Annotated in this window: 13 protein-coding genes; 2 read left to right on the top strand and 11 right to left on the bottom strand. The window is 59.9% G+C overall.

Annotation, left to right across the window (positions count from 1 at the left end):
• Positions 1-110: 110 nt before the first annotated feature.
• From GH784_RS08070 to GH784_RS08020, 11 genes are all read right to left on the bottom strand, one after another.
• On the bottom strand, positions 111-2360 hold the full coding sequence (locus tag GH784_RS08070) for a bifunctional diguanylate cyclase/phosphodiesterase (RefSeq protein ID WP_003516234.1): 2250 nt from the start codon (positions 2358-2360) through the stop codon (positions 111-113).
• A gap of 196 nt (positions 2361-2556) precedes the next feature.
• Positions 2557-3336, bottom strand: coding sequence for a MetQ/NlpA family ABC transporter substrate-binding protein (locus GH784_RS08065; RefSeq protein ID WP_065703279.1), 780 nt, complete (start codon positions 3334-3336; stop codon positions 2557-2559).
• A 53-nt stretch (positions 3337-3389) separates the two neighbouring features.
• The gene (locus tag GH784_RS08060) at positions 3390-4058 is read right to left on the bottom strand and encodes a methionine ABC transporter permease (protein ID WP_003516230.1); all 669 of its coding nucleotides are present in this window, start codon (positions 4056-4058) and stop codon (positions 3390-3392) included.
• Positions 4048-5148, bottom strand: a complete 1101-nt coding sequence (locus tag GH784_RS08055) for a methionine ABC transporter ATP-binding protein (RefSeq protein ID WP_194842955.1) — start codon at positions 5146-5148, stop codon at positions 4048-4050. Before GH784_RS08055 ends, GH784_RS08060 begins: the two co-directional genes overlap by 11 nt.
• Before the next feature lie 295 nt (positions 5149-5443).
• On the bottom strand, positions 5444-6073 hold the full coding sequence (locus GH784_RS08050; RefSeq protein ID WP_003516226.1) for an NAD(P)H-dependent oxidoreductase: 630 nt from the start codon (positions 6071-6073) through the stop codon (positions 5444-5446).
• A 371-nt stretch (positions 6074-6444) separates the two neighbouring features.
• Positions 6445-7824, bottom strand: a complete 1380-nt coding sequence (locus tag GH784_RS08045) for a GH1 family beta-glucosidase (RefSeq protein ID WP_065703337.1) — start codon at positions 7822-7824, stop codon at positions 6445-6447.
• 768 nt (positions 7825-8592) lie between these two features.
• Positions 8593-9903, bottom strand: a complete 1311-nt coding sequence (gene xylA, locus GH784_RS08040) for a xylose isomerase (protein WP_003516221.1) — start codon at positions 9901-9903, stop codon at positions 8593-8595.
• A 241-nt stretch (positions 9904-10144) separates the two neighbouring features.
• Positions 10145-11599, bottom strand: a complete 1455-nt coding sequence (xylB, locus tag GH784_RS08035; RefSeq protein WP_065703277.1) for a xylulokinase — start codon at positions 11597-11599, stop codon at positions 10145-10147.
• A gap of 103 nt (positions 11600-11702) precedes the next feature.
• The gene (locus GH784_RS08030) at positions 11703-12725 is read right to left on the bottom strand and encodes a LacI family DNA-binding transcriptional regulator (RefSeq protein WP_013762325.1); all 1023 of its coding nucleotides are present in this window, start codon (positions 12723-12725) and stop codon (positions 11703-11705) included.
• A gap of 367 nt (positions 12726-13092) precedes the next feature.
• A complete protein-coding gene (locus GH784_RS08025) occupies positions 13093-14676 on the bottom strand; it encodes a DHA2 family efflux MFS transporter permease subunit (protein ID WP_013762324.1) in 1584 nt (527 codons plus the stop codon).
• A 30-nt stretch (positions 14677-14706) separates the two neighbouring features.
• Complete coding sequence (locus GH784_RS08020) at positions 14707-15909, bottom strand: HlyD family secretion protein (RefSeq protein WP_065703276.1); 1203 nt, start codon at positions 15907-15909, stop codon at positions 14707-14709.
• Positions 15910-16069: 160 nt separating this feature from the next.
• Here GH784_RS08020 and GH784_RS08015 point away from each other — a divergent pair, with 160 nt between their 5' ends.
• Together GH784_RS08015 and GH784_RS08010 are read left to right on the top strand one after the other, a co-directional pair.
• On the top strand, positions 16070-16756 hold the full coding sequence (locus tag GH784_RS08015; protein WP_003516212.1) for a TetR/AcrR family transcriptional regulator: 687 nt from the start codon (positions 16070-16072) through the stop codon (positions 16754-16756).
• A gap of 182 nt (positions 16757-16938) precedes the next feature.
• Positions 16939-17697 (top strand): TerC family protein, encoded by a 759-nt coding sequence (locus GH784_RS08010; RefSeq protein ID WP_003516210.1) that lies wholly within the window; start codon positions 16939-16941, stop codon positions 17695-17697.
• Positions 17698-17783: the final 86 nt, after the last annotated feature.

Here is a 17783-nt window from a genome sequence, read left to right as displayed (position 1 = left end):
AGCGGATCGGCATCCAGTCACGGCACGTCTTCACGGTGAGAAGGCTCTTACGCGATTAACGACTTGATCGCTCTGGCCCCCGGCTGAGGTCCGGGGTGACGGAGTGCGGATCACCCTTTTGCCCCTGCCCGAAGCGCAAACAGCGGCGCCGTCTGCTCCTCCAGCATGGCGGTAATCTCTTCAGCGGCGACGGGTTTTGAGAACAGGTAGCCCTGCAATTCGTCACAGCCACACAGATGCAGGATAGCCGCCTGTTCTTCTGTCTCGACGCCCTCCGCCGTAACCGGAATATCGAGAGATTTCGCAAGCGCCACGGTTGCCTGCAACATTTCCAGCGACCGCCCACCCTGCTCCAGCGCCATGACCAGCGACCGGTCGATCTTCATGCGGTCGAAACCGAAGCGGCGCAGATATCCGACGCTGGCGAAACCGGCTCCGAAATCGTCGAGCGCTATATGCAGGCCAAGCTGTTTCAGCTTGTCGATTGCCGCACTTGCCCGCTCCGGATTCTGGATGAAATAGCCCTCGGTCATTTCCAGCCGCAGCCTTGCGGTTGGCGTCTGCGTGGCAGCGAGAATATCCGCCACGTTGCCGGAAAAGGCCGGATTGCGGAACTGAACGGGTGAAATATTCACCGAGAGCTTGATGGAGGGCCATTGACCCGCCGTCTCGCAGGCCTTGCGCAGCACCAGCAGGCCGAGCCGCTCGATAAGGCCACTGGTTTCGGCAGCGGCGATGAAGATATCCGGCGGCACGAAGCCGTATCCCGGCCTTTGCCAGCGGGCAAGCGCCTCCACCCCGGTTATACTGCGCGTGGCGGCATTGACGACCGGCTGGTAGACCACCGATATCTCGTCATTCAGGATGGCATAACGCAGATCGGCCTCAAGCTGCAGCTTTTCCTCGCGCAGCGCATCCATTTTCAGCTCGTAGGCGACGTAACGCCCACGCCCGTTTTCCTTGGCCTGATACATGGCCATGTCGGCGCGGCGCAGCAGTTCCTCACCGTTGATATCACCGGCTCTGGAGACGGAAGTGCCGATGCTGCAACCGATGCTCGCCACACGCTCGCCGATGCTGAACGGCTCGGTGAACAGTTCGAGCAGCGCCTGGCAGAGCTTGCGGCCTTCCGACCACACGTCGTTGCCCTGAATGGCGATGGCGAATTCGTCGCCGCCGAGCCGCGCGAGCACGGCATCTTCCGGCACAAGCACCCTGAGCGCCGCCGCAACGCCCTTGATCAGTCGATCGCCGGCAGCGTGACCGTAGGAATCGTTGATCTCCTTGAAACCATCAAGATCGAGGTAAAGCAGCTTGATATCGGTCTTGTCGTGGCGGGCCTTGCCCACCATGCGGTTGAGCTTGGAAAACAGCCCGGCGCGGTTGCTGAGCCCGCTCAGACGATCGCGCAGCGCCTCTTCCCTCGCCGCCGCTTCGTCAGCCTTCAGCCGGTCGAGCGTCGCCGAACCGATGATGAGAAGTACGAGAAAGAACGTTCCGGCAATGCCGAGTGCCGTGAAGACGACCGGCCGGGCCTCATGGAAGCTCACGTCCCCCGGCAGCTGGGAGCGCCAGACGAGCCGCGCCAGCACATCGCCAAGCGGATTGACGACATCCACATGGTTGGTCGCCGGTCCGTCGCCATATTGCAGTTGCAGACCATCGATGACGTAGTTGCGGGCCAGCTTGTCTACCGTCGCCTGTTTGAGATGACGCGCGAAAATCAGATATCGCCGCTCGGACCCGACCGGAGGCAAGACCCCGGATTTGAGCCGCACCAGCGCGACCCCCGTAGCCGCGACGCCGTCGCGGGTTTTCACGAAACCGGTGACCTGCGACGCGATGCCGGGACGCATGGAGCGCACCCGTTCGATCATCTCCTTGAGGCCTTCTGCAAAGTAGTCATGGGGCTTCCAGGCAACCGGCTTGCCGTTCTGGTAGGCCATGCGGACCTTGCCGTCTTCGTCGAGGACGACGGCGGTATCGAAAAGATCGCTGTTGACCGTCATCTCGCCATAATTGCTCGCCACCCAGTCGAACCTGTCGGGGGCGTAGACATAGTCGGCGGCATCGTCCCAGGCGGCGTAGTCGTTCAGCGTCGCGCCAAGCTGGTCGCGGAAGGTGACAAGGGCGCCCGCCGTTGTCTCTCGCGAGCGGGCATTGTCGAGCGAGTTCGCCCTTTCCCTGACCTGGCTCAGAGCAGACAAGACCAGCGCGGTGACAATGAGAAGCACCAGCGCAAATGTGGACAATACGACGCCGACGGCGGTTCTACGCCCGACCGGCAAATATTCCCCAATGTTTCGCGGCGCAATCCGCATAAAATCCCCTTCGAAAGCATCATCTTGCGAAGGAAACATTCAAAAGCCGTTAAGTTGGATTGTGGCGACGCCACAAAAAACAACGGGTATAAAACGACAGTATGGGTGAAATAGAGAAAAATTCTCCCCACAATGGTGGGGGATTTTCATAAAAACTGCGGATGCGTTCGCCCCGCAAACAAAAAACCTCCCCCGCGAACGGGAGAGGCTGCAACTTCAATCGTGTCAGGCCTGATTACCAGGACGGAATGACCGTGCCGTTGAACTTCTCCAGAATGAAGGCCTTCACTTCCGGGCTGTGGTAGGATTCCACCAGCGTCTTCACCCACGGCCTGTCCTTGTCCTGCGCACGAACGGCGATGACGTTTGCGTAAGGGGACTTTTCGCTTTCGATGGCGATGGCGTCCTTCTTGGGGTTCAGGCCTGCTGCCGTAGCATAATTGGTGTTGATGACCGACGCGTCGGTGTCATCCAGCGAGCGCGGCAACTGCGCAGCGTCAAGTTCGACGATCTGGATGTTCTTCGGGTTTTCGGTGATGTCGGCAGGCGTTACCTTCAGACCGGCTTCTTCCTTGACCTTGAGCACACCCTTGGAAGCGAGAACGAGAAGCGCACGGCCGCCATTGGTCGGGTCGTTCGGAATACCGACCGTCGCGCCGTCCTTCAGCTCGTCAAGGCTCTTCACCTTCTTCGAATAAACGCCCATCGGCGTGGTGATGGTGGTGCCGACGCTGACGAGATCGAACTTGCGGTCAGCGATCTGGTTGTCGAGGTAAGGCTGGTGCTGGAAGGAGTTGGCCTGAAGCTCACCGTCTGCCAGTGCCTGGTTCGGCACGACGTAGTCGGAGAACTCGACGATATCGATGTCCAGTCCCTTGGCGGCGGCGATCTTCTTGACCTGTTCCATGATCTGCGCGTGCTCGGCAGGTGTAACACCAATCTTGATGGTTTCGGCCAGCGCCTGACCGGCGGTAAAGAGAGCGGCGAGCGAAGCCGCGAGGATGATTTTCTTCATGGATGTCTCCTTGGGTTTGTTGTTCTTGGGTTTGTTGTTCTTGAACGGTTTTATCAGTTCTTGCGGGTGCGCTTGTCGAAGCTGCGGGCAAGCCGGTCGCCGGCGCTCTGCACGAGCTGCACGAGCACGATCAGCACCAGCACCACGACCAGCATCACGTCAGGCATGAAGCGCTGGTAGCCGTAGCGAATGCCGAGATCACCCAATCCGCCGCCGCCGACAGCACCGACCATGGCCGAATAACCGATGAGGCTGACGAGGGTGAGGGTAAGCGCCAGCGTGATGCCCGGCTTTGCTTCCGCAAGCAGGACCTTGGTGACGATCTGCAACGGTGTTGCGCCCATGGCGCGGGCCGCTTCGATCAGGCCCTTGTCGACCTCGCGGATCGCCGCTTCCACCAGCCGCGCGATGAAAGGCACGGTGGCAACCGTCAGCGGCACGATGGCCGCACTGGTGCCGATGGAGGTGCCGGCGACCAGCCGCGTGAAGGGAATGATCGCCACCACCAGAATGATGAAGGGCGTGGAGCGCGCCGCATTGACGACAAGGCCGAGGATGCGGTTCGTCATCGGCGCGGGGAAGAGTTCGCCTTTGCCGCTGGTGGCAAGGAAAACGCCCATCGGCACGCCGATGATGGAGCCGACGATGCCGGCGACCGCGACCATGTGCAGCGTCTGCAGAAGACCCTTCGACAGAAGATTGAAAAGCATATCAGGCGACATAACCGAGCACCTCCGTGTGAAGACCGGTCTCAGTATAAAAGCGGCCGGCGCGGGCGGTGGTTTCCGCCGTGGCCGGATAGGACACAACCAGCGAGCCGAATGGTTCGCCGGAAATTTCCTCGATGGTGCCGGCAAGGATGTTCACGTCAGGACCGATTTCCGCAACAAGACGCGCGGTCAGCGGCTGGAATGCCGCTTCGCCGAAGAACACCAGCCGCACGAGAACGCGGTCACCTTCCGCGGCTTCCGGCTTCAACCCTGATGTAACCCAGTGCGGCAGCTTAACCCCGACCGAGGACGACAGCAGGCTGCGGGTCGTCTCGTGTTTCGGCGCGGTGAAAATATCGAAGGTGCGCCCCTCCTCCACGATCAGGCCCCTGTCGATGACGGCGACCTGCGAGGCGATGGTCTTCACCACCTCCATCTCGTGGGTGATGAGCAGCACTGTCAGCCCAAGTTCGGCATTGATCCGCTTCAGGAGTTCAAGGATGGACTGGGTCGTCTCCGGATCGAGCGCGGACGTCGCCTCGTCCGACAACAGCAGCTTGGGTTGCGTCGCAAGCGCGCGGGCGATGCCGACACGCTGCTTCTGCCCACCCGACAGTTCCGCCGGATAACGCTTCGCCTTGTCGGAAAGGCCGACGAGTTCGAGCAGCGGCGTTACCCGCGTTTCGATCTCTTTTTTACCGAGACCGGCAATTTCTAGCGGCAGCGCCACATTGTCGAAAGCGGTGCGCGACGACAGGAGATTGAAGTGCTGGAAGATCATGCCGACGGAACGGCGAAGGGTCCTCAGACTCTTCTCATCAAGGGCGGCAACATCGACGCCGTCGACGACCACCCGGCCGGACGACGGTTTTTCAAGGCCGTTGGCGAGGCGGATGAGGGTGGATTTGCCGGCACCAGAGCGGCCGATGATGCCGGTGATGGAACCCTTCGGCACGACATAATCAATGCCGGCGAGGGCTGCGAAGCCCGGCTTGCCATCGCTGCCGCCAAAGGTCTTGGTCACGCCTTCAAACGTGACCATCGCGTCCTTGGCAGTCTGCGGTGCGCGCGCGAGCGATGTCGCGTTGGATGAAAAACTCATTGGGAACTCTGCGAAAACTCTTGACGGATCGGGTCTCAAAAAATCCTGTTGCGGTGCTGAACCGCTCTCTTCATGCAGCCTTCCGGCACATTCGATGACAGCTGATTTTCCGGGTCATTTCGTCAGGCTTTCACTCAGAAATGCCGGGGATCGGCAATTCGATGGCGCATACTTGCCCGCAGGCGCCATCTTTTAACAGGGATGATTTTTCAATTATCTGAAATCAGAGAAAAAATCTACCGCAAAGCCGTCTGTGCAGCCCTGCGGCAGTCAAGACTTCGCGAGTGCGTGAAAATCAGACGCGGCTGACGAATTCCTCAAGCGGGCGGCGGACCTTCTTCAGGTTCACCAGCCAGTCGCCTTCCGGCTCGCGGTATCCGAGCGGCAGGATGGTGACGGAGCGCAGGCCCTTTTCACGCAGGCCGAGGATTTCATCCAGCTTGGCCGGATCGAAACCTTCCATCGGTGTGGAATCCACACCCTCGAAAGCAGCCTGCGCCACCGCCATGCCGAAACCAATATACGCCTGACGGGCTGCGTGTTCGAAATTCACCTGCTCATCACGCTGCGGATAGGAGGAGAGAAGCTTCTGACGATACGCTTCCCAGCCCTCGTTCTTGACGCCACGCTCTTCGTTGACCAGATCGAACATATGGTTGATCCGCTCTTGCGTGTAGTTATCCCACGCCGCAAACACCAGAAGATGCGAACCTTCAGTCACCTGCGCCTGGTTCCAGGCGATCTCGCGGATCTTTGCGCGCACTTCCGGATCGGTAACGACGATGACTTCGAACGGCTGCAACCCGCTGGAAGTGGGCGCCAGCCGGGCGGCTTCGACGATGCGCTCGACCTTGTCTTCCGCAACAGTCTTGGAAGGATCCATTTTCTTGGTGGCATAACGCCAGTTGAGTTTTTCGATAAGCATGTTCGTTTTCCCTGGGAGGACCAGCCCGCACCGCTCCGGATGAGGCAGCAGCAGGCGCTACGTCTGCGTAGCCTGCCTGACATAGGAGACAGGATGGCAGGCGCAAGCAGGCACTGCCGGGTAACTGGCAAAAAAGTTTGGAAAACTGATAGTAAGGTGGAAGAACTTTATTGGGGAGAGCTATCGTGTACTTTCCTGGTGAGGAATACGGCAGGTAAAGTTCACACACGAGCCAGCCTCTCCACCCTCATTCCTGTGCTTGTCACAGGAATCCGGCCGACACGCGTCTGCGTGGCGGAAATACTCATCCCAGCCCAAGGACTTGGGCTGGCTGGATCCCTGTGACAAGCACAGGGATGAGGGAGAAAGCCTCACCCCTTCATCACACCGTGGTTCCCCTTCGGAAAACCCGATGCCAGCGCGCTGTACCATTTGCCGCTGTTCTTCAACGTACGAACCTGCGTTTCGTAATCCACGTGCACGAGGCCAAAGCGCATGCGGTAACCTTCCGCCCATTCGAAATTGTCCATCAGGCTCCAGGCGAAGTAACCCCGCATGGGGTAACCGTCCTTCACCAGATCAGCAACGATACCAAGATGTTCGGCGTAATAGTCAAGACGGGGTTGATCATCCACCTCGCCGTTTTCGACACCCATATTGTAGCAAGCGCCATTTTCGGTGATGTAGCAATCGGGCAGCTCGTAGCGCTCGTAGAGCGTCTCCACCAGCGAGTGCAGCGCCGGCGCATAGACTTCCCAGCCGATATCGGTTTTGACATCGCTGACGGCCGGGGCTGGTTTGGTGGCAGGGAATTCCGCACCTTCGGTGGCGTCGTCGGCAACGCGCATCGGTGTATAATAATTCAGGCCCCACCAGTCGAGCTTCTGGCTGATGATGGACAGGTCTTCCGCCTCCACCACCGGCATGCGGCTGCCCAGGGCCTCCATCATCTCCGCCGGATATTCGCCCTTGAAGACCGGATCGAAAAACGCGCCGTTGTGGAACTGGAATGCCCGTTCAGCTGCCTTCAGGTCGGCGTCGCTATTGGAGGCCGGGATGACGGAATGGGCGTTCAGCACCAGTCCGACCGGCACCTTGGGCGCAACATGGCGGGACGCCTCGACGCCGAAACCATGGGCAAGGTTGATGTGGTGCATGGCCGCAAGGGCTGCATCCATGTTGCGCTCGCCCGGCGCATGAATGCCATAGAGATGGCTGAGCCAAACCGCACACCAGGGTTCATTGAAGGTCGCCACCGCATCCAGCCGGTCGCCCAGCCGTGCCATGACGGTCTTGGCGTAACGCTGGAAGGCATGGGCGGTGGAACGCGAGGCCCAGCCGCCGTCGCCCATCAGTGTCAGCGGCAGGTCCCAATGGTAAAGCGTCGCATAGGTTTTTATGCCGCGCGCCTTGCAGCCATCGACGAGGCGGTCGTAGAAATCCAGCCCCTTCTCGTTGATCGGGCCGAATCCATCGGGAATGATGCGCGGCCAGGCAATGGAGAAACGATAGGCTTCGACACCCATTTCCTTGATCAGATCGAGATCATCCTCCCAGCGATTATAGTGATCGCAGGCAACGTCGCCATTGTGGCGCCCGAAGACATGGCCCGGCATGTTGCAGAAGGCATCCCAGATGGATGGCTTGCGACCGTCAACCTTGGTGGCACCCTCGATCTGGAACGAGGCGGTCGCCACGCCGAACAGGAAATCGCCGGGGAAACGGGCTGCAAGCGCTTTGTGATCGGTCATCGGATAGGCCCTTTCGTCATCCATCGAGCGTCAAAAGATGGAGAGCGGTTTAGACCAAGTCAGCAATGAGGTACAGCCGCAGGCACGCAAAATCTGCAACGTTTCAGCAGCGCGGTTAAGATATCCAAAGCGCTTTAGGTACACGAAAGTCGCCGCAACGGTTTCCCGGCAGCGGGAGAACGACAGCCCGGCAAATGCGGATGGGAGTTGAGTGTGGTGGAAAGTCTTGCATCTGCCGGGCCGCGCCTTGTTCGACCGGAATGCCGGTCGATCTGTGACAGCCTTTTCACGACACCTACCGGATCGGCCCTTCCCGCTACTGGCAATTGCGGGACGCCTTTCCGGAACGCGGTTTGCCAGAACCACGCTTGTCGATGCCGGCAGCCGGTCCGCGAAAGGCGCCGCGCGTATCGCCCTTCCGTTCCGGTTGCAGGGAAATGATGCAGCAAAATGGACGGGTGGGAACATGCGGGGAAAGGTTTTGCGGTAAGTGACTGGAAAGAAAGGAGGGGTGGCGCGGAAATGTTCTCGCCTTTGGCAGCAGACGGCGAGCATGCCCCCTTAATCCGGCTATCGCAGCCTTCTTAGTCTCATTTTATGGAATGTTATCTGCACCATCGGGCCCGGAGACCGAACGGTGCCGTACACCGCAGATACGACGTCATCCTCGGGCATGTCGCGAGGATGACGGAGGAGAGGTTTGCGGCTTTAACCAGCCAATAGACGGGGGATGCTCCCCCGTCCTTTGTTTATGAACGTACCAGTCCGTCAAACGTAACGATTGACGACGTTCTCCAGATATTCCTGACGACCGGACTTCGGCTCGGGGTTGATATCCTGGCGCTCGACCAGCGCTGCGATTTCTTCGAGCTTCAGCTCGCCGCGCAACATCTTCTGGGCTTCAGGTGCGTCCCACTTCGCGTAACGCTCCGAAAGCGGCTTCGACAGCGCGCCGTCCTCGATCATCTTCGCCGCCGCCTTCAAGCCGCGGGCGCAGCAATCCATGCCGCCGATATGGCCGATCAGCAGGTCCTGCGGATCGAGCGACTGGCGACGCAGCTTGGAATCGAAGTTGGTGCCGCCATTGGTGAAGCCGCCGCCGGCCAGCACGTGGTAATAGGCCAGCGCCATTTCAGGTACGTTGTTGGGGAACTGGTCGGTATCCCAGCCAGACTGGTAATCGTTGCGGTTCATGTCGATGGAGCCGAAAATGCCGAAGGCATTGGCCATGGCCAGTTCGTGTTCGAAGGAATGGCCGGCGAGGATGGCGTGACCCTGCTCGATATTGACCTTCACTTCCTTCTCGAGACCGTTCTTCTGCAGGAACGCATAAACGGTTGCGACGTCGTAGTCGTACTGGTGCTTGGTCGGCTCCTGCGGCTTTGGCTCGATCAGGATCGTGCCTTCGAAACCGATCTTGTATTTGTATTCCACAACCAGATTGAGGAAGCGGCCGAGCTGGTCCAGCTCGCGCGAAAGATCGGTGTTGAGCAGCGTTTCGTAACCTTCACGACCGCCCCATAGCACGTAATTGGCGCCGCCGAGCTTTTTGGTGGCATCCATGCAGGTCTTCACCGTCGCAGCCGAGAATGCGAAGACATCCGGGTCCGGATTGGTCGCGGCACCCGACATGAAGCGGCGGTTGGAGAACAGGTTCGCCGTGCCCCACAGAAGCTTTACGCCGGTATCAGCCTGCTTCTGCGCGAAGTAGTCGACGATCTCGTTGAGGTTCCTGGTGTTTTCGGCAAAGTTCCTGCCTTCCGGGCGCACATCGGCGTCGTGGAAGCAATAGAACGGCGAACCGAGCAGCGAGAAGAATTCAAAGGCGACATCGGCCTTCAGCTTGGCGGCCTGCATGGTGTCTTCAAACCACGGACGCTGGAACGTCTGCCCACCGAATGGGTCGCCGCCCGGCCAGGTGAAGGTGTGCCAGTAAGCCACGGCAAAGCGCAGGTGATCTTCCATACGCTTTCCGGCAACGATCTCGTCGGGGTTGTAATGGCGGAAGGCGAGCGGGTTGGTGCTGTCGGGGCCTTCATATTTGATCTTGGCGATATCGCCGAAGAAGCCTGTGCTCATTGGATGGTTCCTCCTCTGGGGTGGGTTTAGGTGGTGTTCAAAAATTCGAGGTCTGCGCGGGCCGCTTACCCCCTCTGTCGTGCCGGACATCTCCCCCACAAGGAGGGAGATCAGCAAGTTGCGCTCAACCGCTTCGATCGCGACCTCACAGGAGGACGTGACCTAGCCGCTTGTCGATCTCCCCCCATTGTGGGGGAGATGCACGGCAGGGCAGAGAGGGGTGAACGGCGCACGCAAAACCTCAATGCGAAAGCGGCCGAATGGCGGGATAAAGCGCGTGATACCGCTGGTAAGCCTCCTCATAAGCATCGCCAAGCGCCACCACCGGCTCGATCGTCCGCGCCGTTTCCGGCTGCGTGCAGACTGCAACCGGATCTGCACCTGTTGCAGCGATGAGACCGAGGCGGGCGGCGCCGAAAGCGGCGCCGAAATCGCCCTCGGCCGGAATATCCACGGGCACACCGAGCGAAGTCGCGATCGAGGCCAGCCAATAGGCCGAGCGCGAACCGCCGCCGATGGCGGTGACGCGGGAAATGGAGGTGCCGGCCGACTTCAGCGCTTCGAGATTGTCACGGATGGCGAAAGTCACGCCTTCCAGCACAGCCTGTGTCAGCGCCCTGCGGTCACTTTCATGCGAAAGGCCAATGAAAGAGCCGCGAATGGCGGCATCGTTATGCGGCGTGCGCTCGCCGGAAAGATAGGGTGCGAAAGTGACGCCGCTCGGCGCCAGAAGCTCGTCGCCCAGTTCACCCGTCAGTTCGGCTGCGGACTTGCCGGTGACGCGCGAATACCAGTTGAGTGCATCGGTAGCGGACAGGATGACGCCCATCTGGTGCCATGTGTTGGGAAGCGCGTGGCAGAACGCGTGTACGGCGCTTTCCGGCTTCGGCAGATAGGAGGCGTTGGCGGCAAACAACACGCCGGAAGTGCCGAGCGAAACGAACGCGTGGCCCTCTTTCACCGTGCCCATGCCGCATGCGGAAGCGGCATTGTCACCCGCGCCGCCGGCCACCACGGCCTTACCCGCAATGCCCCATTGGGAGGCGAGCTCGGCACGCAGCACACCTGCCTCCTCGGTGCCTTCGACCAGCGACGGCATGTGTTTTTCTTGAAGTCCGGTCGCCGCCAGAAGATCGGCAGACCATTTGCGTGCACCGGTATCCAGCCACGATGTGCCGGCGGAATCCGACATTTCCGAGATATATTCACCCGTCAGCCACAGTCGCAGGTAATCCTTCGGCAGCAGTACCTTGGCCACCTTCGCGAAGATTTCAGGTTCGTTCTTCGCGACCCAGGCCAGTTTCGGTGCGGTAAAGCCTGGGAATACGATGTTGCCGGTGATCTTGCGGAAGCGCGGATCGGCATCGAGTTCGGCAGCCTCGGCATAGGAGCGCGTGTCGTTCCACAGAATGCACGGCCGCAGCACATTGCCGCTCGCGTCTATCAGCGTCGCGCCATGCATCTGGCCGGAAAGGCCGATACCTTTCACGGCAGCGAGTTCCTTCGCAAACTTCTGCTTCAGACCTTCGACTGCGGTTCTCGTGGCGGCGATCCAGTCCGCCGGCTCCTGTTCCGACCAGCCGTGATGCGGGCGCGAGACCTCCAGCGAGCCGTTGGCCGAGCCGACGATCTTCTGATCGCCGTCCATCAGCAGGGCTTTGACACCGGATGTTCCAAGATCGAGACCGAGATACATGTAATTCTCCATTCCGGCGCTCCTTGCGCCACTTCAGCGGTTTTAAGGGTCACCGCATTTCCGGACGGAAAACCGGCGGCCACTTTTCCTGGAAATGCTCTCCTCAGGGCAGATTGTCCCTGAGGAATATGTCGATACGGATACGCTCCTGCGCGGCGATGACAGCGAGACCATCCGCGCGCGCTTTCAACACGCGAATGGCGCTGCGCACCTCATGCCCTGCATCCTGGTTGAGCACGGCATCGAGCACGCCTTCCCGCAGCGCATTGGCCGTGTTTTCGGTGAGCTCATGGGCGATGACGGATGGCGACCTTTCGCCCGATGACGCTCTGAGCGCCCGGATGAGGCCACGATTACCGGCGCCGAGACTGTAGATGCCGGACAGCGCGTCGCTCGCAAGCGCCTTGGTGACCAGCGCCTCGACGGTGACGGGATCGTCCCGGCCTTCGAGGACCGGCAATAGTCGCAGGTCCGGAAATTCGCTTTCGATGACGGAGCGGAAGCCGTCCAGGCGTTCGCGATGGTCGCGCACCAGCATGGAGCCGGCAACGACCGCAATATCGCCGCCGCGCCCGGACAGGAAGCGCCCCATGAGACTAGCCGCCGTGCGCCCGGCCGCAACGTTGTCGACGCCGGCATAATGGTCGCGGCGCGAACCGGAGAGATCGGAAACCAGCGTGACGGTGGCGATGCCATCTTCGGCCAGCCGGTCTGCGGCTTCGGCAACATCCTCAGAATCGGTGGCGACGAAGGCGACGCCCGACGGCTTTTCCCGCCGCGCGACTTCCAGCGCCTCCGTCAGTGCCGCGGCATTGAAAGGCGGCACCTCTATAACGCGGATCGCCGTGCGCTCCAGATGGGCGCGGGCGGCTGCGGCACGAACTTCGGCTCGCAGCGTCGCCATGAAGGAATTGTCGTTGCCGGGAAGGATGAAGACCAGTGAATAATTGCGACCTTTGGCCAAATTGGCGGCGGCGATATCGCGCACATAACCAAGCTCGGCAATCGCCGCCTCTACCCGCGCTCGAGTAGCGGCGTGAACGCCGGGGCGCATGTTCAGCACCCGGTCGATGGTGGCAAGGCTGACACCCGCCCGCTCGGCGATATCGTGAACTGTTGGCTTCATGTTTCCTCCCGTGCCATTTGAATATCCAGCTTTGCCGCCGTCGTAAACCGAAAAATGATGTACGTACCTCACATTTTCAGCAAGATGATGATTTCACTTTATTTCTACCTTTGAACTACGGGTGCGCGCCTTTGCCCGGCGTCATCCCTCGGCTTTTCCGAAGGATTTAGGCACGTCGATAAAATCAACAGGCTGCAGACTATCAGAGCTGACCAACAACTTTCGTCATTTTAGCCCTGGGCCAAGGACTTGGGCTTACTGGATACCGGCTCAAGACCGGCATGAAGGAAAAGTATCGCAACCAGACAAAAAAGGGGCCGTCATTTCCGACGGCCCCAGCTCTGCGGTGGATGGGAGGGGATTTTGTTCAGTGCGCCGCGTCTGGTGGCGGCGCCGCCTTGGGTTTCTGGATCAGCACGGTCATGAAGATCAGGCTGCCGAACAGCAGCGTCAGCGCGAAGAACACATCCGCAAAGGCGAGTATCCACGCCTGCTGCGAGACCATGCCGACCAGCTTCTTGATCGCGACCGAAGCACCGTCCAGCCCGTAGGAATCATAGTTCGCGCCGACATTGTTCAGCCACTCCAGCGCCTGTGGATTGGAATAGCTGACATGTTCCGCCAGCCGCACATAATGATCGTCGGTGCGCTGCGACAGCAGGGTGTTGATGACGGCAAGGCCAACCGCGCCGCCGAGGTTGCGGGTGAGGTTGAACAGGCCCGAGGCATTGCGGATGCGCGCGGGCGGAAGCGTGCCGAGCGCGATGTTGTTGATCGGCACCATGCACATCATCAGTCCGAAACCGCGCAGGACCTGCGGAATCAGCAGCTCGTAGAAATCCCAGTCGGTGGTCACATGCGTCATGATCCACGTGCCGCAACCGAAGCTGATGAAGCCGATGGCCATCATGATGCGCGGATCGAGCTTGGTGGACACCTTGCCGGCAATCGGCGCGGTGAAGAACATGGCAAGACCGGAAACGAACATGGTCTCGCCGATCATCAGCGCATCGTAACCGCGCACGCGACCGAGATAGAGCGGGTAGAGATAGGTCAGCCCGTAAAGCCCTATGCCCATCACGAAGGAAAACAGCGAGCCGATGGAAAAATTTCGGTCCGCAAAGGCGCGGATGTCCACAACGGGGAAGTCCACCTTGAAGGCACGCCAGAAGAACACCACCGCACCGATGACCATGGCCACCGAACCGATGACGATATGCTCGTCGTTGAACCAGTCCTTGTTGTTGCCCTCTTCCAGCACGTATTCCAGAGAGCCGAGGAAGACGGCCATGGAGATCAGCCCCCACCAGTCGAACTTCTTCCAGAGCGAGGTTTCAGGCTTGTCGAAATCGATCAGGCTCCATGTCAGGATGGTGACGATGATGCCGGGAATGATGTTGACGAGGAACAGCCAGTGCCAAGAGAAGGCATTGGAAAGATAACCGCCGACCGTGGGACCGATGGTGGGCGCAAGCGTGGCGACGAGACCGATAATCGGCGAGACGACCGAACGCTTGGAGGGCGGGAAAATGGTGAAGGCGGCCGCAAAGACCGACGGGATCATGCCGCCGCCGATAAAGCCCTGGATCGCCCGGTAGACGATCATCTGGTCGATATTGGTCGCAGTGGCGCAGAGCGCGCTCGACAGGGTGAAGCCGGCGGCGCAGGTGGCAAACAGCACGCGCGTGGACAGGATGCGCGCCAGCGTGCCCGACAGAGGGATCATGATGACTTCTGCGATCAGATAGGATGTCTGCACCCAGGCGATCTCGTCGGAGCCCGCCCCGAGACCTGCCTGGATTTCCGCAAGCGAGGCGGAGACGATCTGAATATCGAGAATGGACATGAACATGCCGAAGACCATCGCGAAGAACGCGATGAGCCTGCGCTTGTCCATGGGTGGATCGACGGGAACAGATACCCCGCCTGTGCCGACAACCGTAGCCGCCATGATCTTGCCCTCAACGACGCCCTGGTTGGCCTATGGGTTAACGTGCGCCGTTTTCGTGTTTTCCGGCGCCGTGCGGGTATCCACATCGACGACGACGCTCAGGCCCGCACGCAGATTGTGCTTGGCGAGATCTTCCTTTGAGAAGACGATACGCACCGGTACGCGCTGGATGACCTTGGTGAAGTTACCCGTGGCGTTTTCCGGCGGCAGCATCGAGAAGACCGAACCGGAACCGGGCGAGATCGACTGGACCGTGCCCTCAATGGTCTCGTCGTCGAAAGCATCCACATGGACGCGGACCTTCGAACCGGGCACCACGCGGGCCAGCTGCGTTTCCTTGAAATTGGCGTCGATATAAAGCTCGTTCAACGGCACCAGCGAAGCAAGGCGCTTGCCGACCGAAACGAGATCGCCCGTCTGCACCGCCAGATTGCCGATAACGCCGTCATAAGGCGCTTTCAACACGGTGAAGGCCAGATCGCGGGCCGCCTTGTCCTTGGAAAGTTGCAGCGAACGGATGGTGCTTTCGGCTTCCTCGCGCTGGGCGCGAAGAAGCTCGACATTGGCTTTCGCGGACGAGATCGCCGCCTCGCCGGCTACGACATTCGCCCTGGCCTGATCGAGCGCGACCTGCGCGCTGTCGGAAGCAGCAACGGTGCCGACATCCTTCGCCTGCAATTCGGTGGCGCGCTTCTGGGTGATTTCCGCGCCGCGAAGGGCCGCATCCAGAGCGCCCTTCTGGGCAACGGCCTGTTCCTGCGCTGCCTCGCCGCCGATGATCTGCGCGTCGATGCGCTTCAGCGACAGTTCCTCAGTGCGGATCTGCGCGTCGGCCTGTTCAAGCGCGATGCGATAGTCGCCATCATCCAGAGTAACCAGCGGATCACCCGCCTTGACTTCCTGGTTTTCGACAACGTTCACCTTGGCGATGTAACCCGAAACCTTGGGCGCGATGACCGCGATATCACCCTGTATATAGGCGTCATCCGTCGAAACCATGAAGCGACCGTCGATCCACCAATTATAACCGTACCAGCCAGCGCCAGCGAGAAGGGCGATCGCAAAGATCGGCAGAAGCGGCGAACGCTTCTTCTTCGGTGCGGCAATTGTCTGTGGCGGCTGTTGCGGCGGGGCCTCCAACGGCTTTGCCGGAGAGGTCTCAGCCTTGGCGGAAACGTCCGCCTCTTCCGCATCGTTGACGGCGCGAACCGCGCTATTCTTCTGGGCCGACATGAGATTGTACCGTGATAAATTGAAGAAAGTTTTTCGAACTGAACCGTTCGGTTCGATTGACATAATCCCTTTCCTGACACATATCAAGTGTAATCGAACTGATTGGTTCGACGTTCGGTTAATTTTTTTTACGCCATTGCAGTGCTAGGAACCGGTAACGATGGCAGGTGAAGACATGGATATGGAGACGGAAACCGAAACGGGCTGTCCGGGAAACCCCGCCGGGCGTTTTGCTGCGGGCGAAGACCCGGCCAAGCGTGAGCAGATTGTTGCCGGCGCCTGGCGCGTGTTCAAGCGCAAGGGCTTCGATGCCGCCAGCATGAACGACATCACGCGGGAAGCCGGCGTTTCCAAGGGAACGATCTATGTCTATTTCTCCAACAAGGAAGACCTGTTCGCCGCCCTTGTCGATCATCACCGCCAGGAATTCGCGACCTCCATGCGCAACATTCTGGCCGGCACCGAAGAGGTGCGCGACGGCCTGAAACAGTTCGGCAAGGCCTTCGCCAACAAGATGATCTGCTCCGAAATGATACCGGCCATGCGCTCGGTGATCGGCGTCATCGACCGCATGCCGAAGCTGGCGCAGCGTTTCTTCATCGCAGCACCCAACAACGTGCGCACCGTTCTTCAGGATTTCATCGAGCATCAGGTCTCGCTCGGCCATCTCAAGGTCGATGACGTCGAACTTGCCGCCCGGCAATATATCGAGCTTTCCACGGGCACTTTCTTCAAGCTGCGCCTGTTCGGAGAACTCGAAGGTCCGGTTCCCGAAGAGGAGCTGGACCGGGTGATCGACAGCGCCATCATGGTGTTCATGGCGGCTTACGGAACCGACAAGGCCTGAAATCATTCAGCAACGGGCGACCGGACCGGCAACGGCACGGGGCCTGATACGCGGTTTGCGCGAAATTTCGATGAAATCTTGCCTATCACAGGCGCGGTCTCCTTGTTTCTCGCGTATTGCGCTATAAATTCCACGAACCGAATGTTTCGGGTGGCCTTGTTGCTGAAAGGAAAAATTCCCTGATGGAGTCCGTTCTCCCTCTTCTGTCCGACCCCGCTGCCTGGGTGGCGCTGGTCACCCTGATCGTCATGGAGGTCGTGCTTGGCATCGACAACCTGATCTTCATCTCGATCCTCACCAACAAGCTTCCGCCTGAACAGCGCGAAAAAGCCCGCAAGATCGGCATCGGGCTTGCCTTGATCATGCGTCTCGGCCTTCTCGGCACTGTGGCCTGGATCGTGCAGCTCACCACGCCGGTCTTCGAAATCTTCGGCCACGCCTTCTCGTGGAAGGACATGATCCTCATCGCCGGCGGTCTCTTCCTGATGTGGAAGGCCACCAAGGAAATCCACCACAATGTCGATCCTGAAGATCACAAGGAAGATATGGTAGGCGGCCCGGTTGCGATGAATTTCGGCGCCGCCATCGGCCAGATCCTGCTGCTCGACCTCGTGTTCTCCGTGGACAGCATCATCACCGCCGTTGGCATGACACCGCATCTGCCGATCATGATCGTGGCCGTGATCTTTGCCGTTGCCGTGATGCTGCTCGCCGCAACGCCGCTCGCCAACTTCATCGAGCGCAACCCCACCATCGTCATGCTGGCACTCGCCTTCCTGATGATGATCGGCACGACCCTGATCGCCGAAGGCATGGGCTTCCATGTTCCCAAGGGCTACGTCTATGCCGCCATGGCGTTTTCGGCGCTGGTGGAACTGCTCAACATGCTGGCGCGTAACGCCAGACAGCGCAAGAAAGCACAGGCGGCCAAACCGCACTGATTACCCTGACCGTCATGCCGGACTTGATCCGGCATCCCTTCAGCCCAAGCCCTTGGGCTGAAGAGACACTTTCCGCCGCGCCGACG

It is taken from the genome of Agrobacterium tumefaciens, assembly GCF_009649785.1.
Lineage (GTDB): Bacteria > Pseudomonadota > Alphaproteobacteria > Rhizobiales > Rhizobiaceae > Agrobacterium > Agrobacterium tumefaciens.
The sequence above is the reverse complement of the archived record's forward strand: the minus strand, read 5'-3'. Positions and strand labels throughout refer to the sequence as shown.